General features: G+C 62.5%; 22 protein-coding genes. 12 read left to right on the forward strand and 10 right to left on the reverse strand.

Annotated features, from left to right (window positions below; genetic code table 11):
• The first annotated feature begins 7 nt into the window (after window positions 1–7).
• The 6 genes from AC1DXN_RS28785 (at window position 8) to AC1DXN_RS28810 (ending at window position 6,035) form a co-directional block, all read left to right on the forward strand.
• Window positions 8–1,099, forward strand: coding sequence for an ABC transporter ATP-binding protein (locus AC1DXN_RS28785; protein ID WP_477277880.1), 1,092 nt, complete (start codon window positions 8–10; stop codon window positions 1,097–1,099).
• Window positions 1,100–1,118: 19 nt separating this feature from the next.
• A complete protein-coding gene (locus AC1DXN_RS28790) occupies window positions 1,119–2,036 on the forward strand; it encodes a carbohydrate ABC transporter permease (protein WP_477277967.1) in 918 nt (305 codons plus the stop codon).
• Window positions 2,033–2,881, forward strand: coding sequence for a carbohydrate ABC transporter permease (locus AC1DXN_RS28795; RefSeq protein WP_477277882.1), 849 nt, complete (start codon window positions 2,033–2,035; stop codon window positions 2,879–2,881). Before AC1DXN_RS28790 ends, AC1DXN_RS28795 begins: the two co-directional genes overlap by 4 nt.
• 102 nt (window positions 2,882–2,983) lie before the next feature.
• Entirely contained in the window at window positions 2,984–4,297 is a 1,314-nt protein-coding gene (locus tag AC1DXN_RS28800) for an ABC transporter substrate-binding protein (RefSeq protein WP_477245889.1), read from the forward strand.
• A 271-nt stretch (window positions 4,298–4,568) separates the two neighbouring features.
• The gene (locus AC1DXN_RS28805; RefSeq protein ID WP_477277884.1) at window positions 4,569–4,847 is read left to right on the forward strand and encodes a hypothetical protein; all 279 of its coding nucleotides are present in this window, start codon (window positions 4,569–4,571) and stop codon (window positions 4,845–4,847) included.
• Between the two features lie 723 nt (window positions 4,848–5,570).
• Window positions 5,571–6,035, forward strand: a complete 465-nt coding sequence (locus tag AC1DXN_RS28810) for a caspase family protein (RefSeq protein WP_477277886.1) — start codon at window positions 5,571–5,573, stop codon at window positions 6,033–6,035.
• A gap of 82 nt (window positions 6,036–6,117) precedes the next feature.
• Here AC1DXN_RS28810 and AC1DXN_RS28815 read toward each other — a convergent pair whose 3' ends face one another.
• Together AC1DXN_RS28815 and oiaX are read right to left on the reverse strand one after the other, a co-directional pair.
• Complete coding sequence (locus AC1DXN_RS28815) at window positions 6,118–7,452, reverse strand: four-carbon acid sugar kinase family protein (protein ID WP_477277888.1); 1,335 nt, start codon at window positions 7,450–7,452, stop codon at window positions 6,118–6,120.
• Between the two features lie 4 nt (window positions 7,453–7,456).
• Window positions 7,457–8,707, reverse strand: a complete 1,251-nt coding sequence (gene oiaX, locus AC1DXN_RS28820) for a 3-oxo-isoapionate-4-phosphate decarboxylase OiaX (protein WP_477277890.1) — start codon at window positions 8,705–8,707, stop codon at window positions 7,457–7,459.
• 187 nt (window positions 8,708–8,894) lie between these two features.
• On the opposite strand from oiaX, the gene AC1DXN_RS28825 reads away from it, so the two are divergent.
• Window positions 8,895–9,608, forward strand: a complete 714-nt coding sequence (locus AC1DXN_RS28825) for a transcriptional regulator NanR (protein ID WP_477277892.1) — start codon at window positions 8,895–8,897, stop codon at window positions 9,606–9,608.
• A 1-nt stretch (window position 9,609) separates the two neighbouring features.
• On the opposite strand, the gene apnL is transcribed toward AC1DXN_RS28825, so the two are convergent.
• The 8 genes from apnL to AC1DXN_RS28865 all read right to left on the reverse strand — a co-directional run bounded on the left by apnL (window position 9,610) and on the right by AC1DXN_RS28865 (window position 19,226).
• Complete coding sequence (apnL, locus tag AC1DXN_RS28830; protein ID WP_477277894.1) at window positions 9,610–11,448, reverse strand: D-apionate lactonase; 1,839 nt, start codon at window positions 11,446–11,448, stop codon at window positions 9,610–9,612.
• Window positions 11,445–12,479 carry a Gfo/Idh/MocA family protein gene (locus AC1DXN_RS28835; RefSeq protein WP_477277896.1) on the reverse strand — a complete coding sequence of 345 codons (1,035 nt, stop codon included), beginning with the start codon at window positions 12,477–12,479 and terminating at the stop codon, window positions 11,445–11,447. Before AC1DXN_RS28835 ends, apnL begins: the two co-directional genes overlap by 4 nt.
• A 2-nt stretch (window positions 12,480–12,481) precedes the next feature.
• Entirely contained in the window at window positions 12,482–13,546 is a 1,065-nt protein-coding gene (locus AC1DXN_RS28840) for an ABC transporter permease (protein WP_477277898.1), read from the reverse strand.
• Window positions 13,543–15,090: a sugar ABC transporter ATP-binding protein gene (locus AC1DXN_RS28845; protein ID WP_477277900.1), complete on the reverse strand. Its 1,548-nt coding sequence runs from the start codon at window positions 15,088–15,090 to the stop codon at window positions 13,543–13,545. Before AC1DXN_RS28845 ends, AC1DXN_RS28840 begins: the two co-directional genes overlap by 4 nt.
• Window positions 15,087–15,731, reverse strand: coding sequence for a DUF2291 family protein (locus AC1DXN_RS28850; RefSeq protein ID WP_477277902.1), 645 nt, complete (start codon window positions 15,729–15,731; stop codon window positions 15,087–15,089). Before AC1DXN_RS28850 ends, AC1DXN_RS28845 begins: the two co-directional genes overlap by 4 nt.
• A gap of 95 nt (window positions 15,732–15,826) precedes the next feature.
• Complete coding sequence (locus AC1DXN_RS28855; protein ID WP_477277904.1) at window positions 15,827–16,768, reverse strand: substrate-binding domain-containing protein; 942 nt, start codon at window positions 16,766–16,768, stop codon at window positions 15,827–15,829.
• A gap of 272 nt (window positions 16,769–17,040) precedes the next feature.
• On the reverse strand, window positions 17,041–17,868 hold the full coding sequence (locus AC1DXN_RS28860) for a phosphogluconate dehydrogenase C-terminal domain-containing protein (RefSeq protein ID WP_477277906.1): 828 nt from the start codon (window positions 17,866–17,868) through the stop codon (window positions 17,041–17,043).
• Between the two features lie 326 nt (window positions 17,869–18,194).
• Entirely contained in the window at window positions 18,195–19,226 is a 1,032-nt protein-coding gene (locus tag AC1DXN_RS28865; protein WP_477244066.1) for a LacI family DNA-binding transcriptional regulator, read from the reverse strand.
• A 350-nt stretch (window positions 19,227–19,576) separates the two neighbouring features.
• Between AC1DXN_RS28865 and AC1DXN_RS28870 the strand changes: the two genes are divergently transcribed.
• The 5 genes from AC1DXN_RS28870 (at window position 19,577) to AC1DXN_RS28890 (ending at window position 25,228) form a co-directional block, all read left to right on the forward strand.
• Window positions 19,577–21,190 carry an extracellular solute-binding protein gene (locus tag AC1DXN_RS28870; protein WP_477277908.1) on the forward strand — a complete coding sequence of 538 codons (1,614 nt, stop codon included), beginning with the start codon at window positions 19,577–19,579 and terminating at the stop codon, window positions 21,188–21,190.
• A gap of 73 nt (window positions 21,191–21,263) precedes the next feature.
• Window positions 21,264–22,124, forward strand: coding sequence for a carbohydrate ABC transporter permease (locus AC1DXN_RS28875; RefSeq protein WP_477244070.1), 861 nt, complete (start codon window positions 21,264–21,266; stop codon window positions 22,122–22,124).
• Window positions 22,121–23,074: a carbohydrate ABC transporter permease gene (locus AC1DXN_RS28880; RefSeq protein WP_477277910.1), complete on the forward strand. Its 954-nt coding sequence runs from the start codon at window positions 22,121–22,123 to the stop codon at window positions 23,072–23,074. The genes AC1DXN_RS28875 and AC1DXN_RS28880 overlap by 4 nt, the downstream gene beginning before the upstream one ends.
• Window positions 23,071–24,162: an ABC transporter ATP-binding protein gene (locus tag AC1DXN_RS28885; protein WP_477277912.1), complete on the forward strand. Its 1,092-nt coding sequence runs from the start codon at window positions 23,071–23,073 to the stop codon at window positions 24,160–24,162. The genes AC1DXN_RS28880 and AC1DXN_RS28885 overlap by 4 nt, the downstream gene beginning before the upstream one ends.
• A 4-nt stretch (window positions 24,163–24,166) precedes the next feature.
• Entirely contained in the window at window positions 24,167–25,228 is a 1,062-nt protein-coding gene (locus tag AC1DXN_RS28890; RefSeq protein ID WP_477277914.1) for an ABC transporter ATP-binding protein, read from the forward strand.
• Window positions 25,229–25,256 lie beyond the last annotated feature (28 nt).

Here is a 25,256-nt window from a genome sequence, read left to right on the forward strand (position 1 = left end):
CGTCGACGTGACGGCCGATATCGAGATCAGGAATGTGAGCAAGCGGTACGGTACCATGTCGGTGCTTGAGGACCTGTCGCTTTCCATCAAGGCACGTGAATTCATCGTGTTCCTTGGACCGTCCGGCTGCGGAAAATCGACGCTGCTGCGCATGATCGCCGGCCTCGAAACCGTCGACAGCGGCGAGATCGCCATCAACAACGAACGCATCGACCACCTGCCGCCGGGCAAGCGCGGCATTGCCATGGTGTTCCAGTCCTATGCGCTCTATCCGCATATGAGCGTGCGCGACAACATGGCCTTCGGGCTTGAGAACATCGGCATGTCGCGCGAGGTCATCGATGCGCGGATCAACGAGGCCGCCCGCATCCTCGAAATGCCGCATCTGCTCGAGCGCAAGCCGGGCCAGCTCTCCGGCGGCCAGCGCCAACGTGTCGCCATCGGCCGGGCGATCGTCAAGGAGCCCAAGGCCTTCCTGTTCGACGAGCCGCTCTCCAATCTCGATGCGGCGTTGCGCACCCGCACCCGCCTCGAACTTGCCCAGCTTCACCAGCGCCTGCAATCGACGATGATCTTCGTCACTCATGATCAGGTCGAGGCGATGACGCTCGCCAACCGCATCGTCGTCATGAACAATCGCAGGATCGAGCAGATCGGCTCGCCGATGGAAATCTACGAACGCCCGGCGACCAGATTTGTCGCCGGCTTCGTCGGCGCCCCGGCGATGAATTTTGTCGAGGCGACGCTCGACAGATCGGGAGACAATGCCGCCGCCAGCTTTGCGGACGGCATATCGGTCCAGACCGGGATCGCCTCCAGCCAGTTGAGCGACGGCAGGTACAGCTTCGGCATCCGTTCGGAAGATGTCCGCATCGTTGCCGCGGGACAGGGCAATGCCGACGGCGTGGTCGATGTGCTCGAGCGGCTCGGCGAACGCACCTTGGTCTACGCGCGGCTGGGCGACGGCCAGCAGATCGTCGCCTCCGATGCCGGCAACAGCCGCGTCGCGGTCGGCCACAAGGTCGGGCTCGCCTTCGACGGCCAGAAATCACATCTGTTCAACGAGACCGGCCGCGCCTGGCACGCGAGGGAGGCCTGATATGGCTGACCGGCTGACGATGCCGCAGACCGCGACGCCGGCCGCGAGCGTCAGGGCCCCAAGCGTCGACATCTACGCGCCGCAATGGCGAAACTTCATGTTCGTCGCGCCATTCCTGTTCTTCTTCACGACGCTGCTCGTCTTCCCGCTGCTGTGGGGAATGTGGCTGAGCTTCCACAAGGCCGACACCTTCTCGTCCGGAAATTTTGTCGGTTTCGGCAACTATGTCAGGCTGTTCCACGACAAGGTGTTTTTGCAATCGGTCTGGAACACCTTCTACTTCGTGCTTCTGACGGTGCCGACACTGGCGCTGATCGGCCTCTTTCTCGCGCTTTGCCTCAACCGCCGCACCCGCACCGCCGCCGTGCTGCGGACCTTGTTCTTTTCTTCCTCGGTGCTGTCGGTCACCATCGTCACACTGATCTGGCGCATCGTCTTCATTCCGAATGTCGGTCTGCTGTCGACGATCTACGGATGGTTCGGCGCCACTGCGCCGGCGTTCATTTCCGATCCCGGCCTTGCGATGATCGGCATCGCCATTGCCACTATCTGGTGGTGCATCGGCCTGCCGATGATGCTCTTTCTCTCGGCCCTGCAGCAGATCCCGCAGGATATTTACGAGGCAGCAGCGCTCGACAATGCCAACCGCTGGCAGACGCTGCGCTCGATCACCCTGCCGTCGATCAAGCGCACCTTCATCCTGGTGATCATTGTCCAGATCGTGCTGCAATTTCAGCTGTTCGGCCAGGCCTGGCTGATGACGCGTGGCGGCCCGAACAACCTGACCAAGCCGATCGTTCTCTACATCTACGACACCGCATTCCGTCGCTGGGATCTGGGCCTGGGTGCCGCGGCATCGGAGATCCTGTTCATCCTCATCCTGATCGCGGCCATGGCCCAATATCTCGTCACGCGCAACAAGGCGGATCAGCCATGAGAGCGCCAGCCATTTCCATCAGCGGACGCGCATTTGGCGACCGCGTGTTGCTGGCTCTCGTCATCCTGCTTTCGATGGTCATGATCGCGCCGGTGCTGTGGGTCATCGGCCTGTCGCTGAAGGACAATGTCGAGCTGATGGCCGATCCGAATTCGGTCTTCCACGGGCCCTACACGCTCAAGAACTACATCAACACCATCGGCACCTCGTCGGTGTTCGTCTGGGTGTTCAACAGCATCATCGTCTCGGGCGGATTGACGCTTGGCACGCTGATCCTGTCGTCGCTCGCCGGCTACGGTTTTGCACGGCTGAACTTCCCTGGCCGAAACATCCTGTTCGTCGTCGTGCTCTTCGGCCTGGCGGTTCCCGAACAGGCCGTGCTTGTCGCCCGCCACCAGATCTTCAGCGTATTGAAGTTCCACAACACCTATCACGGGCTCATCCTCCCGGGCCTGTCGGCTTCGTTCGGCGTCTTCCTGATGACCCAATATTTCAAGGCCATCCCGAAGGAGCTGGACGAAGCCGCCATGCTCGACAATGCCAGCCAGTTCAGGATTTTCTGGAAGGTGCTTCTGCCGCTCACGGTGCCCGCGCAGGCAACCCTCGGCATCTTCACCTTCCTCGGCGCATGGAACGACTATCTGTGGCCGCTGATCTCGGCGACCAAGCAGGACATGTACACGCTGACCGTCGGCATGGCCTCGACGCAGACCAATTTCGCCCAATCCGAAGGCATCGGCTTCCTGATGGCGCAGGCGGTGTTCGCCGGCGCGCCGATCCTCGTCGTCTATCTGTTTTTCCAGAAATACATCGTCACGGCCGTATCCGGCGCTGCGGTGCGATGACGAGATTGCCTGACGGCGCAGGAGCGCGCCGCGGTGATGGAACGCATGACGCCAATCCAGGGTGGAGTGGCGGAAAACTCAGGAGGAGGAACTGACATGAAAATGAAGAGAATGCTGCTTGCCGCGGTCTCCGCGGGGGTAATGATGCTGGCCAGCCCGAGCCTTGCGGCAACCGAGCTGACCGTGCAGCGCTTTTTCGGTGCTTGCGATGCCGATTTCGGCACCAACACCGATGTCACCAAGGCCGTCGGCGAATGTGGCATCATCACTTCGCTGATCAACAAGTTCAATGCCGACAATCCCGATGTGCACGTCACGGTCTCCACCGTGGAATGGCCGGGCTATGACCAACTGACGGCGCAGTTCGCTTCGGGCGATGCTCCCGACATCGTCACGATCCATGAATCGGCGCTTTCCGACTACCAGTCCAAGGGCCTGTTGATGCCGCTCGACGATCTCTTGAAGTCCGTTGGCGTGACGCCTGACGCCTTTACCGATGCGGCGCGCAACGGCGCCACCAAGGACGGCAAGATCTACGGCCTGCCGATCGACAGCTGGACGATGCTCTATCACATCAACATGGATCTCTTTAAGCAAGCCGGCCTCGTCAACGCCGACGGCACGCCGATGCTTCCGAAGTCACCAGAGGAATTGCTCGCCCAGGCCGAACAATTCAAGCAGAAGACAGGCAAGCCCTATTTCGTCCAGAACCTGGCGAATGAGACGGCGCTCTACACCCGCAATCTCTACACCTATCTCTTCCAGCAGGATTCCGACTTCTTTGCCGACCCGAAGCATGTGAAATTGAACACGCCGGAAGCCAAGAAGGTCGTGGAGATGTACAAGGCGATCTTCGACAAGGGCTACACCACCAAGGACCTCGACTATGGCGGCGCGATCAACGCTTTCCTCGCTGGCGAAGGTGGCGTCCAGCTCAACGGCACGTGGGTTGTCGGTGACAACAACGCCCAGTCCGAAACCAAGGGCACTGCGCTCAACAAGGGTGGCTATGCGGTCTACCCATATCCGCAGCTGTTTGGTGGTGCCCATGCGCAATATGCCGACGGCCACACCTGGGCCGTGTCGCAAAAGGACCGCACGCCTGAGCAGACCGCGGCCATCGGCAAGTTCCTGAAGTTCTTCGCCGACAACGACTTCGAATGGTCGCGCACCGGCCATCTGCCGGCTTACAAGGCCATCATCACCTCCGATGCCTTCAAGGCGCTGCCACATCGCAACACGATCTCCGCCGTCGCCGATCTCGGCAGGCCACTGCCGTCAGCGGTACAACGTCAGTTTGCGATCCAGGACATTGTCGGCGAAGAGATGAGCGCTGCAATCACCGGCCAGAAAGACGTCGATGCCGCGCTTGCCGACATGGAAAGCCGCGTCAACGAATTGCTCGCCAACATTTGACCGCGGAGGCGAATGCTCCGCTCCACCCCACGGCTGGAAACATTCATGGGGTGGAGCGAGCAATCTCCTTTGTCCATGCAGGACCATTCCAGCCTTCAAGGCTGCAGTGAACCCCGACAAATCGAAATTCGGGCTCACCATCAGGCGGCCTCCGGCATCCGCAAGATGCCGCACGTCGCCGGAACATCATTGGCGCGTGTCCAACAGGATCATCTCCGCCGCCTTCTCGGCGATGAACCTTTTAGGCATTCCATAGTCCCTCAACTTTGCGGTGAGTGGATCGGCGATCCTAATCGGCGTACTCGCCGACCCGGAATATACGGAGTTCCGTCTCATTGCGCGGCGCTTTCGCAGCCAACTCGCTGCCGCCGAGTCGCTGCATCGGATTGAGCCTGCATCCGTTCGGGAGGAGGTGGAGGCGGCTGGCTTCGTACTGGACGCGGAAAGCACCATGCTCGCGAACAAGGACGATCCGCACTCGATCAAGGTGTTCGATCCCTCGATTAAGGGCCAGACCGATCGCTTCGTCTATCGATTTTTGAAGATCTAACACTGAGCTATTCGCCAACGATGAGGTCGACCCTCGTACGGGAGGCGGCTTTGACAAGTGCGACGACCGATTGTGGGTTGGTTTCGGAACGACAGCTTACCGCAGACGTCGGTTGAAACCGGATCGTCCGCTCTCGGCCCACTGCGGCCATTCTGGAGCATGGCTCCGACCGTTCGCAAATGAGGTTAGCTAAAGTCGGCTGTATGGCGTCACGGGACCATGCGGAACGATACGGGAAGATTTCTGATTTTGGCCCACGAAAAACTCAACAAAATCAACGATTTTAATACGCCTCCGGGCCCACCAAAACGACCGCGTAAGTTACTGATTTTTATGCCATTTTCTGAAGGGGCCCTCGACGTGGACTCGAACCCCCTATTTCTACCCAAGCACTTATTGGTCGAACGTCCGCCAGTGCCGCCGTTGTCGAGGCAGACATCTGAAATACGATTTTCACATTGAGACGATATCCAACAGTTCAATTCTATAGGGCGCACTTTTAAGGACGCTGCCCTGGAGGGAGAGTAACCGAAATCCAACGTTCTCCACTCAAGCTTCAATTTCGAGAGAAATGCTCGACCCGCTCTAAAGATTGCGAGTTACGCGTAAAAGCCGCCGACCTTGAGATCTATTCAATCTACCGACCATTGAGCAGCCATCTGGCAACGTCTAATCTGGTAACGTCTAATATGAGGTGGGCATCAGAGGTCGCTGGGGTGACATTTGATCGGTTCGGATCGGCTAGCCGCTCTTGTAACGCTATTCCTGCTGCAACTTGTTAGTTGTCTGGCTTGGCCTGAATACGGGCAAGCGCAGTCAGCGAAGCCGCTGCACGGTGTGGCTCTGGTCATCGGCGAGTCGCACTATCTGGAACTGCCAGGTTTGAGCAATCCGGCCAATGATGCGCGCGCTGTAGCCCAGCTTCTTGGCAATCTTGGTTTCGAGGTCAACTCCGTCGCCGACGGCGACGCCAGTCGCCTCAAGATCAGCCTCAGTCGTTTTGTCCAGGATGCGGCTGGCGCCGACGTCGCGCAGGACGTGCACAAAGGCGGGTCTGCTTCGCGCCGCATGTTCATCATTCCGGGCGAAGCGCAGCCTTCCCGGAAGCGGTCATCGCTCAACTTGCCCCAAAGGCCTGGTCGGGAGGGGCTCTGCTGGTTAATTTCGAGCATACATGTTTTTGCTTAGTGCTTCGGCGGCGCAAGTTGAAGCGCTATTGGACAGCGCCTGTTCCTCACCAGGTCTGGCGGTTTACCAGCCTAACGCCACATCAACCGCGAAGGCCGTCACGGATGGACGAGAAATAGCGGTCGGTTCCTACCTGCCCGCCCTTCAACGCAACCTCCAGCCCGTCGATCGCCTTGACGCGCGAATGGGCGACGCAGAGCGGCGAGCCTGGTGACGCCGGCAGCGGCATCCTGACCGTCAGCGCATCGACGCCCATCTGCCCCAGCGCATGGCTCGACGTGTCGCCGCCGGCGAGGATGACGCGCTTTAGGTCCTGATCTTCGGTCAGTTGCCGCAGCAGCGCACCAAGGCCGCGGCCAAGCTTGTGGCGGGCGCCTTCCTGGCGGTCGATCTCGGCGCCGCGATCGGCCGCAGGTCCGAGCGCGGTGTAGAGGATGACGCTGCGCCCGGCTTCCAGGCTGGCGCGGCCGCTTGCCGCCGCGCGCGCTATCGCCTGTTCGGACGTCTCCGAGACCAGTTCGACGGGATCGACCTCGATGCCGTCGAAGCCGTCGGTCAAAGCGTGCCGGATCTGCCTTTCCGTGGTCGGCGAGCAACTGCCCGACACGACGGCGATCCGGTTGGCGGCACCTGGCGGAGAAAAGCGGGACGCGGCCCGAACGACGGCAGTCTCCGCCCATTCGGCGAGCAACGCGTACTCGACGCCGGACGAGCCGACGACGAAGGTGCCACCGGGCTTGCGGCTACGCCAAATCTCCTTGCCAGCAAGCGCCTGCGTTTCCAGGCTGTCAACATCGACAAGCACGATAGCGGTGCCCTCGGCGACCACACGGTCGAAGGCTTCCGACCGGCCCGCCGACTGCAGCGTCGCGAGATCGACCAGCCCTGACGTCAGCTCCGTTTGTCGTGACAGATGGATCAGCAGATCGGACTCATCCATCGGCGTGGTCGGGTGGCGGCTCATCACCGGATGGCGGTCGATGCGGAAATACTTTTCCCGATAGGCGGCGAACAGGTGGCCAAAGGCGGTGTAGCGCTTGAGCTGCGGCGCGCCGACCAGCAGCGGCACGCTGTCCTGCGTAAAGACCGAGCGGCCGATCTCGATCGCCCGGCCGATGCTGCCGATCGTCGGACTGGAATCGAAGGTCGAGCAGACCTTGTAGTGGCAGATCGCTGCGTTCAGCGTCTTCAGCCAGGCGAACGCATCGCGCAGGTTCGTGTCCATCCAGTGCGGCGTCTCGCTGCGGCTGGTGCCGGCTAATCCGATCGCGCGGCAATGGTTGAACTGCGCCAGCTGCGCCGCGTCCGGCTGGCGCATGAACAGCACCGTCGGCACGCCGCCGAGTTCAAGCGCCTCCATCACGTCGGTCGAACCGGTGAGGTCATCGCCATAATAGCTGAGCAGCAGGTCTTGCATCGCTTCAGGCTGCCTTGCCGTTGCCGAATTTTTCGATCGACCGCACCAGCTCAGGATGGCTCAAGGCGAACTCCGCCAGCGGAATGCCGTCGACCGCCGCTTGCCAGGCCTGCTGCACGGCACGCACGCCGGCGCCCGGCCCGTCCGGGTGGCTGACGATGCCGCCGCCGCAGAGATAGAGCAGATCGACCGTACGGCCGGTTCGCTCGTACGTCTCGGGCGCTTGCCCGCCCCATTGGCCGGAGCCCGCCACCGGCAAGGCACAATCCTCAGGCGCAAAGATCGGCGTCGTCACCGCCTTGAAGGACTCGACGAAGGACGCGTCCGGCTCCCAGTATTTCGATTGAATGCCATTGATCTGGAACTGGTCGACGCCGAGCAACCGCCAGAATTTTTGCCAGACCTTGAAGTCCATGCCGAGGCCGGGATGGCGGGTGAGAATGTCCCAGCCGTTGCGGTGGGCGTGCAGCACCAGGCTGGAGCGCTTCCTGAGGAAAGCCATGCCGCCAAAGCCGATGGAATTGATGTTGACCACCGCGCAATTGCCGCCGGCCTTGGCGACAAGGTCGTGGTTGCGCATCATCTCGTCGGGGTCGGCATGCGAGATGCCGAAGGCGTACATCACCTTCTTGCCGGTCCTCTGCTCATGGTCGAGGATCAGCGGCATGATTGCCTTCACCCGTTCCGCCAAGGGCGAATAGGCCGGGCTCATCAGCTTCTCGTCGTCCTTGATGAAATCGACGCCGGCGGCGATCAGCTCGCCCACCATTGCGGCCGTCTCGTGCGGCCTGAGCCCCAGCGCCGGCTTGACTATAGTGCCGATGATCGGGCGGCCCTCGACTCCGGTCAGCCGGCGGCTGCCGGCGACGCCAAACTGAGGACCTGGATGCGCGCCGCGATAGTCCTCCGGCAGTTTCATGTCGACGACGCGAATGCCGGATAGGCCCTTGATCGAATAGGCGCCGCCGATGGCAATGGTCATCAGCGCCGAGAGGTCGGTGCCGATGGCATCGAACGGAAAGGCGATGTCAACATCCGCGCGCTTGAAGGGCCCATCACCGGCTTCGGGAATGGAGGGCCGAAGGGCGTCAGGCAAATGCCGTATCGCCAGAACATGCGCCGCCACCCGGGCCTTCAGTTCCTCGGTTTCGCCGGGCAGCGCAACGAAGGTTCCGGTCGACTGGTCGCTGGCGATCTTGGCTGCCAGCGCCTCGATGCTGCCTGATGTTTCGATGCGGTAGGTGAGCGTGATCATGGTTCGTCGTCTGAGGCCTAAGGAGGTTCGAAAAGAGTTCCTTGATCGTCGAAATCTGGTATAATGAGTACATAAGCTTTGCAAGCAATATCCTGCTCGCACGATATGAGCAGATTGGCCGGCAGGCATTCTGGAAATCGTGGCGGCAGTGCTAGATAGACACCGGTCAAGGGAGTGATTCGCGACGATGAACCGTTCGGAGCCGATCGTCCGGCGCAAACTTTCCGACGAAGTATTTTTGCGGCTGAAGCGCCTGATCACCAGCGGAGAATTGACGCCGGGCGACGACATGCCGTCGGAGCGCGAGCTGATGGAGCGCTTCGAGGTCGGCCGGCCCGCCATCCGCGAGGCGATGCAGGCACTGAGCAATATGGGCCTCGTCGCCATCTCGCATGGCGAGCGCGCCAAGGTGCTGCAGCTGACTGCCAAGTCGATCATCAAACAGGTCGACGGCGCCGCCAAGATCATCCTGTCGTCGTCGAAGGACACGCTGGAGCACCTTAAAACCGCGCGCATCTTCTTCGAGCGCGGCATGGTCAGGGAAGCGGCCGAAAACGCCACCGCCGAGGACGTCGAGCGCCTGCGGGCCACCGTTGCCGAACAGCGCGGCTTTCGCGGCGTTTCCGAAGCCTTCATTTCCGCCGACATGAAGTTTCACACCCAGATCGCGGCCATTTCAGGCAACCCGATCTATGTCGCCGTCAGCGAGGCGATGCTGGGTTGGCTGAAGGAATATCACACCGAAATGCTGATCTGGACCGGCAAGGAAAAGTTCACGTTGACCGAGCATGAAGAGATCATCGGCCGCATCGAGAAGAAAGATGCCGACGGCGCCGAGAAGGCGATGATCAAGCATCTCGAGCGCTCGCGCGCGCTCTATGTGATGAATTCCGAAAAATAGCTCAGCCGAACCGGGCAATCGCGTAGGGCGCCATCACGAACTGGCCTCGGCCAAGCGCTGAGATGTCGACCGGTACATCGTCCGCCGTCAGGTTCGCCAGCCACGTGACGGTCTTGCCCGAAGCGGAGCGGCCGGCCAGCGCCAGCACCCTGGTCTCGTCGCTTGTCCCTGCCGCCACATGCGCAAGGCCGGCCATTTCACAAAGCCCCCTGATGGCTTGGAAGATCGGCCGGGGAGATCCTTCCGCGACGGGTTCCCCGGAGGCGGCCAGCACGCCGAATGGTCCGGTGAAGCCGGAGAGCGTGAGCACCTCCAGCCCTGCCGGCGCGACGCGCGCGGCATAGCCGATCGTCCACGCGGCGGAGAACAGGCCGGCATGACGAGGGTCGCGATCGGCCATGGCGATGCGCTGTCCCCCGGGATTGGCCTTGGTCGCGCCACCATAGGGGTTCTGGCGCATGGCAATCGTCGACGGGCCGATCCGGTAGGGCTTTGCCCCGAAGATCGCCCGCACTGATGCGGTGATCAAGGGCAGCGCCTCCAGCGATTGCATGACGCTGAGATCGTCGGCGGCGTGCACGATCGGGCAGGTGCAGTGGGTGACGAAATCGAGCTGGTCTGCCGGCACGCGCTTGCGGTTGAGTTCGGTGAAATAGCTGAACATTCCGCCGCCAAGGCGGATATCGGGAAAGGCGTGCCGTGCCGCGGCATAGACGTCTTCGAGCGGCGGACAATCCGGCCACGCACTGCCCGGCGGCGTCGACTGCCGGTCGACCGAAGGCGAGACGGCGATGGCCGAGAGTTTTAGCCCAGCCTGGCGCACCATGTCGGCGACGGCTGAAAGTTCAGCATCGAGATCGCCGGCACAGGCGACGACGCATTCCAGCGTCGTGTCGGCTGGATAGGCTGCTGCGAGCCGGGCAAAGGAGTGCAGAGCGTCGAGCCCATGGCCGCGCGTGGGATCGTAGTGGAAGATCAGCTGTTGCGGGCCAAGCGTAGAGAGCACCGGCAGGTTCACAAGTGCTGCTTCGACCTCATCCGGGTAGATAATCACGCCGATATCCGGCAGCCTCTGCCCGGCCTCACCAAGCTCGACACGGACCGGTTCGCTGCTTGCCGCGACAACCGGCAGCGTCCCGTCGCCGGTGATGCGCAGGCTGACCGTTTGTCTGACGGTTTGCCCGGCCGGCAGCAAATAGGGCCATGGCAGCGCCAACGGCCGCACATAGGTCTTGTAGGAGGCGTCCGACCAGTTGCGCTGGTCCTCCATCTCAAAGGTATCGCCTTCCATCCGGCACTCGGCACTGACACCGGGCCTCACCTCATGGGTGATGGCGCGCAAATCCCTGAAAGGCTGCCAGGGATCGATCAAAAGCGGCAGTTTCGTCGCCACCACACTGCCGTCGGTATGCTCGACAGTGACCGGGCTGCCGGCCAGGCCAGCGATCGGATGCAGGATGCAGAAGCCGCAGCGATTGGTCTCGAAGTCCCTATCAGTTAGAGCGCTGACATCGAACAACAGTTCGCCGCTGGCGGAGCCCTTGATGGTGGCGCGGAAGCTGAGCCGGCTTGCATCCGGCCCGACGCAGCTCGCCGTGTAGCCGACCGAGAAAGTGTCGGCGCCCTGGTTGATGACAAGGTCGGTCAGTTCAGGCTCGTAAGTGCCCCAGTCGCGGTCGCGCACGATATAGGCGATGGCGCGCAGCACCTCGGTGCCGCTATGGCGGATGGTGCGCAGATTGCCGTTGACGAAGTCGGCGCTGAGCAGGCCCGCACTCAGCCTGACTGGCTCGGCTTCGACGGTATGGGTACCGTAGAGGAGGAAGGCGTCGGCTGTCATTTCAGCAAGGCATCGAGGTGGACAGGTTCGTGGCTCGCCGCGCCCAGATAGGCGGCCTCGACCAGCGCGAAGGTCTTGAGATTGTCCGCCCCCGAAGTCGCCGGCTCGGTTGCCTTTGCGAGGCAGTCGACCCAGTGCTGTTGGATGGCAACGACGCTCTCCTGGATGTTGTGCCAGGGCCGCGATGCCCAGGGCAGCAACGGCGGCGAGATGTCGGTGATCTTCGTGCCGCTTCTGCCAGTGACCGTGAGCCGGTATCCTTGCGCCAGCCGGATGGTGCCGTCGCTGCCGTCGATCTCGATCAGCGTTTCCGGAAACGGCTCCATGGCAAGCTTCGTCGCGTAGCTGCAATCAACGACAGACATCGCGCCGCTCTTGTGATCCATCAGCATCGTCGCGACGTCCTCGCCGGCGATGGCAGGGTTGATGCGCGCCGTTCGCGTCGTGATCGTCGAGACGTCGCCGAGCAGGAAGCGGGCGATGTCGAGACTATGGATGCCGAGGTCCTCGATGATGAAACGCTTGCCCTTGGCGAGATAGGGCTGGCCGGAAAACACGTCATAGGCGGAGCGGAAGGAGATGCGTCCAAAGAAGGGCGTGCCGATCTCACCGCTGTCGAGCACCGCGCGCACCGCCTGGATCGGCGACTGCCAGCGAAAGTTCTCATGCACCATCAGCGGTACGGCGGCATCGACGCAGGCCTTCACCATTGCCTTGGCGTCGGCAAGCGTCGGCGCGAACGGTTTTTGGCAGATTGTCGGAACGCGGTGCTGTGCCGCCATCTCGACCAGCGGACGATGGCTCGGCGCCGTGGTGGCGATATCGACGAAATCCAAGCTTTCGCTTTCGAACAAAGCAGCCGCGTCGGTGTAGCGCTTGGCAACGCCGAACTGGTCGCCTACGATCCGCAGCCGGTCCGGATCGCGGTCGCAGATGGCGACAATCGAGGCGCCTTCAATGTCGCGCCAGGCATGCATCTGGTTGACGGCAAAGAAGCCGCAACCGATCAGCGCTCCCCGCAACTCCGCCATGCTCAGCCTGCCTTTGCCATCTGCATCAGCGTCACCCGGCTCTGCAGCCGGCGCTGCGCCTGGTCGACGACGACCGCGACGATGATGACGAGGCCCTTGATCACCATCTGCCAGAACGAACTCACCCCCATCATCACCAACCCGTCCGAAAGAATGCCGATAACGAAGGCGCCGACAATGGTGCCGCCGATCGTGCCGCGCCCGCCCGACATCGAGGTGCCGCCGAGCACCGCCGCCGCAATGGCGTTGAGCTCAAAACTTTCACCTGTTGCCGGATGCGAGGCCATCAGCTCGGACGAGATGATCAGGCCGACGATCGCTGCGCAGAAACCGGAGAACATGTAGACGAACATTTTCACCATGTTGACACGGACGCCGGAAATTCGCGACGCCCGTTCATTGCCGCCAACGGCGAAGATATGGCGGCCGAGCGGCGTGTATTTGGCGAGATAGGCCGCCGCCAGCGCAACGACGATCAGGATCCAGATCGCCACCGGCAGGCCGAGCAGCCGGCCGGCGCCGAGGAAGCCAAACCCGGTGGTGCCGAGCTCCGGTTTGCCGGCCAGGTTGGGGAAGGTGCGGCCATCCGACGACAGCAGCGCCAGGCCGCGCGCGACATAGAGCACGCCAAGCGTGGCGATGAACGGAGCGACATTCAGCCTGGTGATCAGCAACCCGTTGACGGCGCCGATCAGGATGCCTACCGCCAGCGTGATCAGCGCGATCTCGACGACGTTGAAATAGATGGTGTAGCCAATCTGCAGATCGATGCCGTTGAGCACGAGGTAGCCGGCGACCATGCCGCACAGGCCGACGATCGAGCCGACCGAAAGGTCGATGCCGCCGGTGATGATGACGAAGGTCATGCCCATGGCCAGGAATGCATTCAGCGCCACGTGTTTCGACATCAGGATCAGATTGGCGGTCGACAGGAAATTCGGCGCCGCGATCGAGAAGAAGATCAAGACGGCGATCAGCGCGATGAACGTCCTCGCCTTCATCAGCGTCAGCAGCAGGGAGCCACTCGGGACGGAGGAGACAGCCGCCTTGGCCGGGATGTCAGTCATGGGTTCTCCGTGTGCGGGGCCGGTCCGTGGCCAAGTGCGGAAGCGGCGACCAGGGCTGCCTCCGTCGCCTCGGTGCGATCGAACATGCCGGTCAGTTTTCCATTGCTCATCACCGCGATGCGGTCGGACAGCGCCATCACCTCGTCGAGATCGGAGGTGGCGAAGAGAATGCCCAGCCCATCGCGCGACAGTTTGCGCATGGTGCGGAAGACGTCGGCCTTGGCGCCGACATCGATGCCGCGGCTCGGCTCATCCATCAGCAGTACCTTCGGTCCGGTGAGCAGCGCCTTGCCGATCACCACCTTCTGCTGGTTGCCGCCGGACAACGACGACACCTCCTGCGCCGGGTCGGCGACCTTGATCGCCAGTTCCCGCACCATCTGCGTCACCGCCTGCTTTTCGGGGCCGCCACGGATGTGGAACAGGCGGACAAACCGCGACAGGCTGGCCAGCGTCAGATTGCTGGCGACCGACAGGATCGACACCAGCCCTTCGCGCTGGCGGTCTTCGGGGATCAGCGCCAGTCCGCGCCGGATGCGCCGCGTCGTGTCGCGCTCCTTGACCTTTTTGCCGGCGATGAAGATCGTTCCGGTGGCCTGGCCATGGCGGCCCATGATGCAGTCGAACAGCTCGCTACGCCCGGCGCCCATCAGGCCGTAGATGCCCAGAATCTCGCCGGCGCGCAGCGACAGCGACACATGGTCGACCGCCAGCCCGCCGGTCGCGCGCGGCAGGCAGATGTCCTCGGCGCGGAATATTTCTTCGCCGGGAACATGGCCGTCAGCCTTGGCAAAATCCTTGGCGTCGGAGCCGATCATCTGTCGCACGATCCACCGCGTGTCGACGTTTTTCATTTCTTCCTGGCCGGTGATGTGCCCGTCGCGCAGCACGGTGATGTAATCGCCGATCCGGATCAGCTCTTCCAACCGGTGCGAGATGTAGACGATGGCGACGCCGCGCGCCTTGAGATCGGCAATCACCTTGAACAGGATCTCGACCTCCGCCGCACTCAGCGCCGAGGTCGGCTCGTCCATGATCAGGATGCGCGCATCCAGCGAAACCGCCTTGGCGATCTCGACCAGCTGCTGCTGGCCGATGCGCAGATCCTCAACCAGCATGTCCGGACGGATCCCGGCCTGCAGGCGTTCGAGAAATTGCGCCGCGCGGCGCTCCTGCTCCTTGCGGTCGATCTTGCGGAACCGGTTGGTGATTTCGCGCGTAGCGAAAATGTTCTCGGCCACGGTCATATTGCCGAACAGGTTCAGTTCCTGGAACACCATGCCGATGCCGCGGTTCACCGCGTCGCCGGACGAAGAGAAGGAGACCTCCTCCCCTTCCAGAAGAATCCGGCCGAGAGTCGGCTGTTCGACGCCGGCGATGATCTTCATCAGCGTCGATTTGCCGGCCCCGTTTTCGCCGACCAGCACATTGACCGCGCCCTTGCGCACCTCGAAATTCGCGCGCTTGACCGCAACGGTGCCGGAATAGACTTTCGAGACGTCCTCCAGCTTCAGGATGACATCGTGAGCGACGCCAGCACTCATGGCTTCGGCCCGATTTCTGCCTCCGCCGGCGTCACCAGCGGCAAGTCCTGGCCGCTTTCGAGCGTGTAGGCGCCGAGAACCCTGGCGGTCCGGCCATCCAGCGCGTCGCGCGGCAGTTTGGAAAGCACTGTCTTGTCGGCATAGGCATTGAACGCCTTGCCGAATTGGGCAAAATCGATCTGGTTGGTAAAATCGTTGAACTGGATGAAATCGAGGCTGTCGCGCAGCGCGGTTCCCCGCATTGCCGGTCCGATCTGCACCCGCGCATCGGCCTTGCCGTCACCATCGACATCGATATCCATGGTCGCCGCGCGCGACGCCGTGTTGGCGGCGATGATCTTGCCCTCTACGCGAACCGCGAAGGTCCAGGGCGAGTTCGCCTGCTTGTTCGGATTGCCATATTTGGCGCCGGCGGAAGCGGGATTGGTTTTCGCCAGCGCGTGAACCTCGGCAAACGGTCCGGCCTTCCGCTGGAGGTAGGGTACGACCTTGGCGGCCCAGATCTCCTCGACCATCTTGTCCGGATTGAACGCTGCGGCATTGCCGCTATCCCCCGAGGGAGTCGGCAGAATCTTGCAGGCGGTCAGGCTGATGCCGATCGTCACGGCAAGGATCGGCCAGGTCGGCTTGTTGTTCAGCATGGCGGCCTGTTGTTCAGCATGGTTGTCGGCACCCACGGAAAATGGCGGCGAGGGACGACCCTTGAGTCGCCCCTCGCTAGTCATGTCACGCCGGCTCAGTTGGTCAGCGCAAACGTTTCCAGCTTGGCAGCATTGTCGCCATTGACCAGAAGGCAGTCCATCAGCTGCTTCTCCTTCTCGGGCGACTTCTTGTTCTTGATGAAGTCGTTGGCCTGTTCGACCGCCATCTGCGCCTGCGCGTAAGCCGGCTGCAGGACGGTTGCCTTGATGCCGCCCGCGGTGATCGAGTCACGCACGTCGTTCGATCCGTCGAAGCCGACGACGATGACGTGCTTGCGGTTCGCCGCTACCAGCGCCGCATAGGCGCCCATCGCCATCGTGTCGTTGCCGGAGATGACGCCCTTGATGTCGGGGTTGGCCTGCAGGATCGATTCCATCTTGGCGTAGGCCTCGGTCTGGCTCCAGTTGGCCGACTGCTGGGCGACCATCTTCAGGTCCGGATAGTCGTCGATGACATCGTGATAACCCTTCGAGCGGATGCCGGCATTGGTGTCGGATTCCTTGCCGACCAGCTCGACGAAATTGCCCTTCTCGCCCATCAGCTTAACGAATTCCTGCGCGCCGAGCTGGGCGCCCTGGTAGTTGTTCGAAACGATCTGCGCCACGGCAACGCCGGTGGCATTGATCTCGCGATCGATCAGGAACGAAGGCACGCCCGCGTCCTTGGCCTTCTGCACGGCGGCGACGGTGGCGTCGGCGCCGGCATTGTCGAGGATGATCGCCTTGGCGCCGCGACCGATTGCCGTGTCGATCAGCTCGGACTGCTTGTTGGCATCGTCGTCATGCACGAGCACCAGCGCTTCGTAGCCGAGCTCCTTGGCCTTGGCTTCGGCGCCGACGGCTTCCGCCTTGAAGAACGGATTGTCATGCGACGGCGTGATGATGGCGATGAGGTCCGCCGCATAGGCGGGCGCCGCCGTACCAAGCGCCAGCATGCCGGCGAAAGCCGCAAGTGTCATTCTGCGTGTGAGTCTCATGATGTCCTCCCGTTTGAAAAATGCCTTGGTCAACCAAGGCCACTGTCTGCATTCGAATTCGTCGCGCGGCGCGGGCCGCTGATCGGTTCAGGCTCGAAAGCCGTTTGCCGGCTTCCCCTGACGATCGTTGCTCCCCCGCCGTCCCTCCACTCGTCCAGGCCCTGCGAAACCTTGTCGATCCGAGCCATCAACAGCTAAGCCAACTGGTATGATGAGTCAACCACAAATTCAGATGACATGTACCTGATGAGCGGCCGAACATCGCCCGCTACTCAGGTGATGCGCTGAATGCTCGCGGCGATCTCTTCCGGCTCGAACACCCGCTTCCAGTCGTCGCGCATCAGCACCGGCTTGCCGAACTCGATCGCCTTGTTGCAGGCGTCGGAGAACACCCCTTTGGTTTCGCCGAAGATGACGGCGCCGAGCACATTCATATGGCCGAGCAGGAAGTCGAGCGCGGCTTGCTTGTCGACGCCGCGCGCGACGACCTCGTCGACGGCTTCCTTCATGACGACGAGCAGCGAGGCGCATACGGTTTCCGAAAGGCCGGGCTCCAGCAACGCCATCTGATCGACAGTGACACGGTGTGAGCGCATCACCGGCGCCCAGATAATCTTGGCGATCGCCTCGCCCTTGGCAAAATCCTCTTCCGGTCCTTGCATCAGTGCGCTGACCATATGCTGCTTGGCCTTGACACCGCCGAAATAGTCCTTCTTGGCCGCCATGTCGGTCTCGTCGTTGAAGATCGGCGGATGGCAGGGATGGGTGACGAAATAGGTCAGGTCCGGCCGCTTCGGCAAATGGCCGGCGAACGGTGCGGCTGCGTCGAGCACCACCACCATCGTGCCTGATGCAAGCTTGCTCTCGATGCTGGCCGCCACCTTGCCGATATGCGTATCGGGAACCGCCAGGATCACCACATCGGCCCCGTCGAGCGCTTCATCGGCGCTGAGGGCATCGAAGCCCAGCCCCGACTTCAGCCGCTCGCGGCCGGCCTCGCTGACCTCGACATGGCGTATAGTGTAGGGCGATCCGCGAAAATTGGTCGATAGGCGGTAGCCCATTTTCCCGCCGGCACCGAACAGCGCAATCGTTGTCATCTAATCTTGCTCCTGATCTTCCAACGATGGCCGCGCCGATCGTCAAGTGATTAACTGGTATGATCACTCTACCACATTGCGATGGTTTGACCAGAGCCCCTTCGCCGCCGTTTCATGCCTTCCGGTCGCCTGATTGCATAGCGGGACTGTTATCACTGACTGTCGGATCGACCCGGCGCTCGCGGCGTCACCGCCTGTCACCTGGCAAGCGCCGGCACCCATCGGAGGCCGAAAAAAATCACCGATGCGGGGATCCCGCATACTGCCAACGCCACACGTTCAAGGGTTAGATCTCCGCAGGTGGGATCGGTCGAGCCGCCCAAAACTCAAATCTCCGGGATGTTTTCCCGGAAGATTACCTGCAGCCTGGGCTGGTGCAGTTCATAGGGCAGGCCTTTCACCGCATGGGTCAGCGTATTGAGCGCCTCGCGCGCCTCGACGCGCGGGTTCTGGTCGATGACCGCGTCGAGCGTGCCGTCGAGCAGCAGGTCCTTGGTGCCGTCCGTTACCTCGTGGCCGAGAAAGACGGTCGAATGTTCGCGCCCGCGCTCCTTCAGCGCGCGGGCAATGCCGGTGTTGCCGGCGCCGACATTGTAGATCGCGGCGAGATCCGGGTGCCGCTCCAAAAGGGCCGACGCCTCCGAATAGGCTTTCTCGCGGTCGTCGAGCATTTCGCGCATTTCGACGATCTGCAGGTTCGGCGATTCTTCCGTCAGTATGTGGCGGAAACCCATCTCGCGTTCCTCATGGCCGCGATAGGACAGCGAGCCGGCGAACAACGCCACCTTGCCCGGACGCCCTGATCCCATGAAGCGGTTGAGCAGATAGCCGGCCAGCCGGCCGGCGGCGCGGTTGTCGATGCCTATATAGGCGACCCTGGGCACATGCTGGATGTCTGAGGCGATGGTGACGACCTTGATGTCGTTGGCCGACAAAGAGCGGATCGCCTCGCGCACCGTCGGATGGTCGAGCGCGATGACGCCGACACCTTGCGTCTGGCCGCGCAAGTCCTGCAGCAGGCGGGCGAGCCGGTCCGGATTGAAGCCTTCGATGGTGGAGACATGGACGTCGAGATCGGGCCGCGCCTGCGCCTGCGCCTCGATGTGGCGATGCAGCATCTTGATGAAGGAGTTGGTGCCGGCGGGCAGCGCGAAGTCGAGCCGGATGACGTCGCCGGAAAAGACGCTACGCGGCACCGGGCTGTTCGAATTCTCCGCGATGTAGCCAAGCCGCTGTGCGGTTTCGAGCACGACTTCGCGGGTGCGCGCCCGAACACCGGCACGGTTGTTGAGCACACGGTCGACCGTGGCCGGGGAAACACCGGCTTCCCGGGCTATGTCTGTCAGCGTGGACCGCACTGTCGATCACCTCATCTAGAGCATCAAAATCACGCAACCGGATAGCATTGACGGTTCATCCCCGTCGGCGATTCTGATGGGAAATGATGTAACCGGCCTTGGCCGATGCGCAAGCCATCGCGCTAAACCAAATCAAGCGGCCCCGCCGCAAATTTGGGGCGCACTGCATTTTCCCATCAAATATAGGCATCGGGAGCGGTGGATGGCGGTCGGTGTAAGGCATATTCTCTCCCCTTCTGCGATGTTATGATGTTTTTTGATTATTTATGATGTTGACAGCCTTTGCATAGTGCCGTCAATATCAATCATCGAGGCCATGGAGGAACAAGGCCTTGAGGGAGGAGTTTTCAATGTCTGATTTGATCCGCATGTCGCGGCGCCGTTTGCTGGCGTCCGGTGGAAAGGCGGCCGTCTTCGTGGCCGCGGCAGGTATCGCACCGCAGTTCATTCGTCCCGGCCGCGCCTTTGCGGCCGACGCGCTGGCGCCGGGCATGATCGGTGGCCCGACCGGCTTCGATGGCGCCGAGCGCTATCAATATGGCGCCGACACCCCTGAAGGCCGCGCCATCGAGGCGGCCAAGGCGCTCAAGGGCGCCGGCAAGGCGCCGGCCAAGATCGTGCTCGGCCTGTCGGATGGCTCGATCGGCCAGCTGACGCAGCCGTTCCCGGCCGGCGCGCCATCGATCAAGGATCTGTGGGAAAAGGAAACCGGAATTCCGATCGAAATCGTCGGCCTGCCGAACGGCCAGGAATTCACCAAGACGATGCAGGACATCTCCACCAAGGGTGGGGCCTACGACATCTACTCTACGGAATGGAACCGCCTCGGTGATCTCGCCGAGACCGGCGGCATCGCCAAGCTCGACGACTTCGTCGCCCAGTACAAGCCGGAGTGGGACGACCCCAAGACCGGCTATGTCGACGGCGCCAAGGGCGTGTCGCTGCTCAACAAATATCGCGGCTCGACCTATGGCGTGTCGCTGGACGGCGACTTCCAGACCTGGGTCTATCGCACCGACCTGCTCGGCGACGAAGCCGAGAAGAAGGCGTTCAAGGACAAATACGGTTACGACCTGGCGCCGCCGAAAACCTGGAAGCAGCATGGCGACATCGCGGCGTTCTTCCAGCGTCCGGACAAGGGCTTGTTCGGCTCGACAGACCTGCGCAACCAGGGCTGGGGCTACACCAACTGGTACCAGCGCTATGTCTCGATGGCGTCGCCCAACCAGTTCCTGTTCGGCGAAGACGGCAAGCCGCTGATCAACTCGGAACAGGGCATTGCCGCCACCAACGAATACATCGCCTCGCTGGCGCATCATTCGCCAGATGCGATCTCGTGGGGCTGGCCGGAGCAGTACGGCAATTTCGCCAAGGGCGGTGCGGCCATGACCTGCGCCTTCTCCAACCTGCCGAAATTCCTCGACAATGCCGGCAACAAGGATTCCCAGGTTACCGGCAAGATCGGCTCCATGCTGCCGCCCGGTCGCGAGATCGGCGGCAAGCTGATCAGCCGTTCCGTGCTCTGGTTCTCGCTGACCGGCATGGTCTCATCGCAGTCGAAGAACCAGGAGGTCGCCTATCTCCTGATGCAATGGTTGGGCTCCGCGCGCATCTACGCCTGGATGACGGCCAATCCGGGCGGCTATTTCGATCCGTTCCGGCTGTCGGACTTCTCCGATCCGCTGGTCCGCCAGACCTATCACGCCTACCACATGGATGTGGTGCGCGAGACGGTCGCCCGGACCGTGCCGACCATCAACTATCCCGGTGCCACCGCCTTCCACAATGCGCTGGACGAAAACCTGATGGCATCGCTGACCAAGGCCAAGACTGCAGAGCAGGCAATGGCCGACACCGAGAGCGAGTGGAAGAAGATCGCCCGCCGCATCGGCGAGGACAAGCTTCTCGAAGCCATCAAGACCAACAAGGAGGCCTGGCCGACCGTTCTCGATCCGATCAGCTGATCCGGGATCAAAAGGGAGGGGAGGGGCTTGTCGCTCCTCCCTCCGCAAACGACGCCACCAGCAAGGCAGCCAGATGAAGCGTTCCGTTCCCTTCGAGATATTCCGCTATGCCGCGATTGCCGCGGCGATGGCGGTGACGTTGATCCCGATCCTGTGGATGGTGTCGATGGCGTTCAAGCCGATCGCCGAATGGTCGGCGACCGGCGCCGAGCTGACATGGTGGCCGAAAAACCCGACGCTGAGCAATTTCCGCTTCGTCTTCGGCGAGTCCACCAACAATCTTATCGTCGCGCTCGACCGCAATGCGCTGAAGCCGATCCTGTCGTCGCTGCTGTCGGCCACGTTCGGAACAATGATCGCCATGTCCGCCGGCACCGCCGCCGCCTACGGGCTGTCGCGCTTCGGCTCGGGGCAGAACCTGCCGCTGGCGCTGATCCAGCTCAGGCTGTTTCCGCCGATGGCGGTGATGACACCTGTCATGATCATGTGGGCCTTTCTCAACTTCACCGACAGCTGGTGGGGCCTGTCGCTGATCTACGGCATCGTCACGCTGCCTTTCGCCTTCTGGCTGATGAAGACCTTCTTTGACGACATGCCGCGCGAGATCGAGGAGGCGGCGCTGGTCGAGGGCTGTTCGCGGTGGCGCGTCTTTACCCGCATCACGCTGCCGATGATGCGCGCGCCGCTGGCGAGTGCCGCACTCTTCGTCTTCATTCTCAACTGGTCCGACTATCTGATCGCGCTGCTTTTGACGACGCGCGAATGGGTGACGATCCCCGTCTATATGGCCTCGCTGTCGTCCTCGATGACCGGTCAGCTCTACGGCGCCAAGGCAGCACTTGGCCTGATCGCCGCGGTGCCGCCCGTGATCATGGGCATCGCCATCCAGCGCCATCTGGTGCGCGGCCTGACCTTCGGAGCGCTCAAACAATGAGCGCGGTGACTGCGACGATTTCGGAGGACGACATGAACGCCGTCCAGGCAAAGCCGGCCCCGCGGGACGACGGCGCAAAACTCGGCTTCCGGCTGACGCTGCCGGCGCAGATCCTGGTGCTGTTCATCGCCGTCTTCCCGCTGCTGATGCAGTTCTACATCAGCCTGACCGACTGGTCGCCGCTGTCCGGCCTCGGCTGGTGGAACGCCTGGTCGATGTGGAACAGTTTTGCCAACTACACCGACCTTGCCGCCGATGCGCGCTTCTGGAGCGCGCTGAAGCGCACGGCCATCGTCATGATCGTCTGCGTGCCGGTCGAATTCCTGCTCGGCTTGGCACTGGCGACGTTGTTTGCCGACGAGTTTCCGGGCAAGCGCATCTTCTATTCGATCCTGCTGATGCCGATGATGGTGGTGCCGGCGGTGGCCGGCTACATGTTCTTCATGCTGTTCCAGTCGGGCGGCCCGGTGAACGACATCCTGTCGTCGCTCACCGGTTCGCCTGTGACCATCGCCTGGCTGTCGGATCCGACACTGGCGCTGTTTGCCGTCATGGTCGCCGACATCTGGCAGTGGACGCCGCTGATGTTCCTCATCCTGTTGGCCGGCCTGGTCGGCGTGCCCGAGGACCAGATCAAGGCGGCGACGCTGCTCGGCGCCAATCCGTGGCAGCGCTTCGTCACCATCGTGCTGCCGAAGATGAAGACGATCATCATCATCGCGCTGGCGATCCGGGTGATCGAGAATTTCAAGATCTTCGACACGCTCTACATCATGACCGGCGGCGGTCCCGGCGTCGCCACCGAAACCATCTCCGTCTACATCTACAAGCTCACCACGCAGGACCTGATCTGGGGCTATGTCGCGGCGATCGCGCTGGCCATACTGATCGTGCTGTCGATCGCTGCGGTGTTTGCCATGAAGCGCATGGCGCGGGCGGTGCCGGCATGAGCGCCATCCATTTGCAGAACCTGGTCAAGAAATTCGGCGACTTCACCGCGTTGAAGACGATGGACCTCGAGATATCGGACGGCGAATTCATGGCGCTGCTCGGCCCCTCCGGCTGCGGCAAGTCGACGACGATGAACATGATCGCCGGCATGGAAGAGCCGACCGGCGGCAAGATCCTGTTTGGCGAGCGCGACATGGCTGGCGTGTCGATGGGGCGGCGCGGCGTCGGCTTCGTCTTCCAGAACTACGCCATCTTCACCCATATGACGGTGCGCCAGAACCTTGCCTACGGGCCGAAGATGCGCGGCGCGGCGCGGGCCGAGATCGACCGCCGCGTCGGCGCCATTGCCGAGATGTTGCAGCTGACGCCGCTGCTCGACCGCAAGGCCGACCGGCTGTCGGTCAACATCCTGCAGCGGGTGGCCATCGGCCGCTCGGCGATCATGGAGCCGGCGATTTTCCTGCTCGACGAGCCGTTGTCCAATGTCGACGCCGCCTTCCGGGCCGTCATGCGCACCGAGCTGAAGCAGTTGCAGCGCCAGTTCAAGCAGACCATGGTCTATGTCACCCACGACCAGCTCGAAGCCATGACCATGGCCGACCGCATCGCTGTCATGGACCATGGCGTGCTGCAGCAAGTCGGCACGCCGCTCGAGGTCTACAACAATCCGGTCAACCTGTTCGTCGCCCGCTTCATCGGCGCGCCCGGCATGAACCTGCTCAAGGGCTGGCTGGCGGAAAGCGATCGCGGCCTGGTCGTCGACCTCGGCCCGCTTGGCGCGACACCACCGCTGCCCGACGATATCGCCGCTTCCGTGCGCCGTGCGCGCGGCGAAGTTTTTTACGGCTTTCGCCCGGAGCAGGTGACACTGGTGCAGCACGGCCCGGGCCTGTCGATGCCGGTGACGTTCGTCGAGCGGATCGGCGCGCGCACCATCGTTCATCTCGGCGAGGGTGAGAGCGCGGTGAAGGCGGTGTTCGACAATGATGTCGGCCTGGCGATCGGGCAGACCGCCACCCTCGCGCCGGCCGCTCATTCGGTGCGCATCTTCGACGCTGCCACTGGCGTCGCCATGAAAGCGGACTGAAACCATGGCCGACATCGTCTTCCGCAATGTGACCAAGCGCTACGGCAAGACACTCGCCGTCGACGACGCCTCGTTCACGGTCAACGACAACGAGTTTTTTTGTTTTTTTGGTCCGCCGCTATCCGGCAAGTCGACGATCCTGCGGCTGGTGCTCGGCCTCGAAGCGCCTGATACGGGCGAGATCCTGATCGGCGGCAAGCCGGTCAATGCGGTGTCGCCGGCTGAGCGCAACGTCGCCATGGTGTTCCAGAACCTGGCGCTGTTTCCGCATATGAGCGCGCTCGACAATGTGCGCTTCCCGCTGGTCGAACGCGGGGTTGCCGAGTTGCAGATCAAAAAGCGGGTCGCCGATGTCGCCGCGAAACTGCATATCGGCCATATCCTGCACAAGCCGCCGGCGCAGCTTTCGGGTGGCGAGCGGCAGCGGGTGGCAATCGCGCGTGCGCTCGTGCGCGACCCAAATGCCTATCTGATGGATGATCCGATCTCGGCGCTCGACGCCCGGCTGCGCGAGGAGACGCGCGTCGAGTTGAAGCGCATCCAGCGCGAACTCGGCAAGACGCTGATCTATGTCACGCACGACCAGGAAGAGGCGATGTCGGTCGCCGACCGCATCGCCATCCTGGAGAATGGAAAGATCCGGCAGATCGGCGCGCCGTCCGAGATCTACGACCGGCCGGCCAGCACCTATGTGGCGCGGCTGCTCGGTTCGCCGATGATGAATATCCTGAAATCGGTGCGCGGCGCCGGCGGCGTCGAGGCGGCGGAAGGCACGATCCGCGTTGCGGATGCAAAGGCTCCCAGCGATGCCGTCGAGATCGGGCTCAGGCCGGAAGACATCAAGGTCGGGCCATGGGTGGATGGGACGTCAAGCCGTCCGGCGCGGGTGTTCGAGGTCGAGCCGCTCGGCGGCTATACGGTGGTGACGCTGGCCGCCGGGCAGGCGCGGCTGCGGGCATTGCTGCGCGGCCAGCCCGACATCAGGCCGGACGCGATGGTGGCGATATCCTGCGAGCCGGCCCGCGTGCATTATTTCGGACAGAGCGGGGGAGCGCTGGCACGATGACGGCGACGCTCAGAGAAGGATTTCGGGA

It is taken from the genome of Mesorhizobium sp. P2_H9 (assembly GCF_056403215.1).

What these genes read in the sequence shown, in the direction of transcription:
- AC1DXN_RS28795 (WP_477277882.1), top strand. Translation starts at nt 2,033, where the DNA reads ATGAGAGCGCCAGCCATTTCCATCAGCGGACGCGCATTTGGCGACCGC.
- oiaX (WP_477277890.1), bottom strand. Translation starts at nt 8,707, where the DNA reads ATGATCACGCTCACCTACCGCATCGAAACATCAGGCAGCATCGAGGCG.
- AC1DXN_RS28860 (WP_477277906.1), bottom strand. Translation starts at nt 17,868, where the DNA reads ATGACAACGATTGCGCTGTTCGGTGCCGGCGGGAAAATGGGCTACCGC.
- AC1DXN_RS28870 (WP_477277908.1), top strand. Translation starts at nt 19,577, where the DNA reads ATGTCTGATTTGATCCGCATGTCGCGGCGCCGTTTGCTGGCGTCCGGT.
- AC1DXN_RS28800 (WP_477245889.1), top strand. Translation starts at nt 2,984, where the DNA reads ATGAAGAGAATGCTGCTTGCCGCGGTCTCCGCGGGGGTAATGATGCTG.
- AC1DXN_RS28890 (WP_477277914.1), top strand. Translation starts at nt 24,167, where the DNA reads ATGGCCGACATCGTCTTCCGCAATGTGACCAAGCGCTACGGCAAGACA.
- AC1DXN_RS28855 (WP_477277904.1), bottom strand. Translation starts at nt 16,768, where the DNA reads ATGAGACTCACACGCAGAATGACACTTGCGGCTTTCGCCGGCATGCTG.
- AC1DXN_RS28835 (WP_477277896.1), bottom strand. Translation starts at nt 12,479, where the DNA reads ATGGCGGAGTTGCGGGGAGCGCTGATCGGTTGCGGCTTCTTTGCCGTC.
- apnL (WP_477277894.1), bottom strand. Translation starts at nt 11,448, where the DNA reads ATGACAGCCGACGCCTTCCTCCTCTACGGTACCCATACCGTCGAAGCC.
- AC1DXN_RS28880 (WP_477277910.1), top strand. Translation starts at nt 22,121, where the DNA reads ATGAGCGCGGTGACTGCGACGATTTCGGAGGACGACATGAACGCCGTC.
- AC1DXN_RS28875 (WP_477244070.1), top strand. Translation starts at nt 21,264, where the DNA reads ATGAAGCGTTCCGTTCCCTTCGAGATATTCCGCTATGCCGCGATTGCC.
- AC1DXN_RS28790 (WP_477277967.1), top strand. Translation starts at nt 1,119, where the DNA reads ATGCCGCAGACCGCGACGCCGGCCGCGAGCGTCAGGGCCCCAAGCGTC.
- AC1DXN_RS28825 (WP_477277892.1), top strand. Translation starts at nt 8,895, where the DNA reads ATGAACCGTTCGGAGCCGATCGTCCGGCGCAAACTTTCCGACGAAGTA.
- AC1DXN_RS28845 (WP_477277900.1), bottom strand. Translation starts at nt 15,090, where the DNA reads ATGAGTGCTGGCGTCGCTCACGATGTCATCCTGAAGCTGGAGGACGTC.
- AC1DXN_RS28815 (WP_477277888.1), bottom strand. Translation starts at nt 7,452, where the DNA reads ATGCAAGACCTGCTGCTCAGCTATTATGGCGATGACCTCACCGGTTCG.
- AC1DXN_RS28840 (WP_477277898.1), bottom strand. Translation starts at nt 13,546, where the DNA reads ATGACTGACATCCCGGCCAAGGCGGCTGTCTCCTCCGTCCCGAGTGGC.
- AC1DXN_RS28850 (WP_477277902.1), bottom strand. Translation starts at nt 15,731, where the DNA reads ATGCTGAACAACAAGCCGACCTGGCCGATCCTTGCCGTGACGATCGGC.
- AC1DXN_RS28885 (WP_477277912.1), top strand. Translation starts at nt 23,071, where the DNA reads ATGAGCGCCATCCATTTGCAGAACCTGGTCAAGAAATTCGGCGACTTC.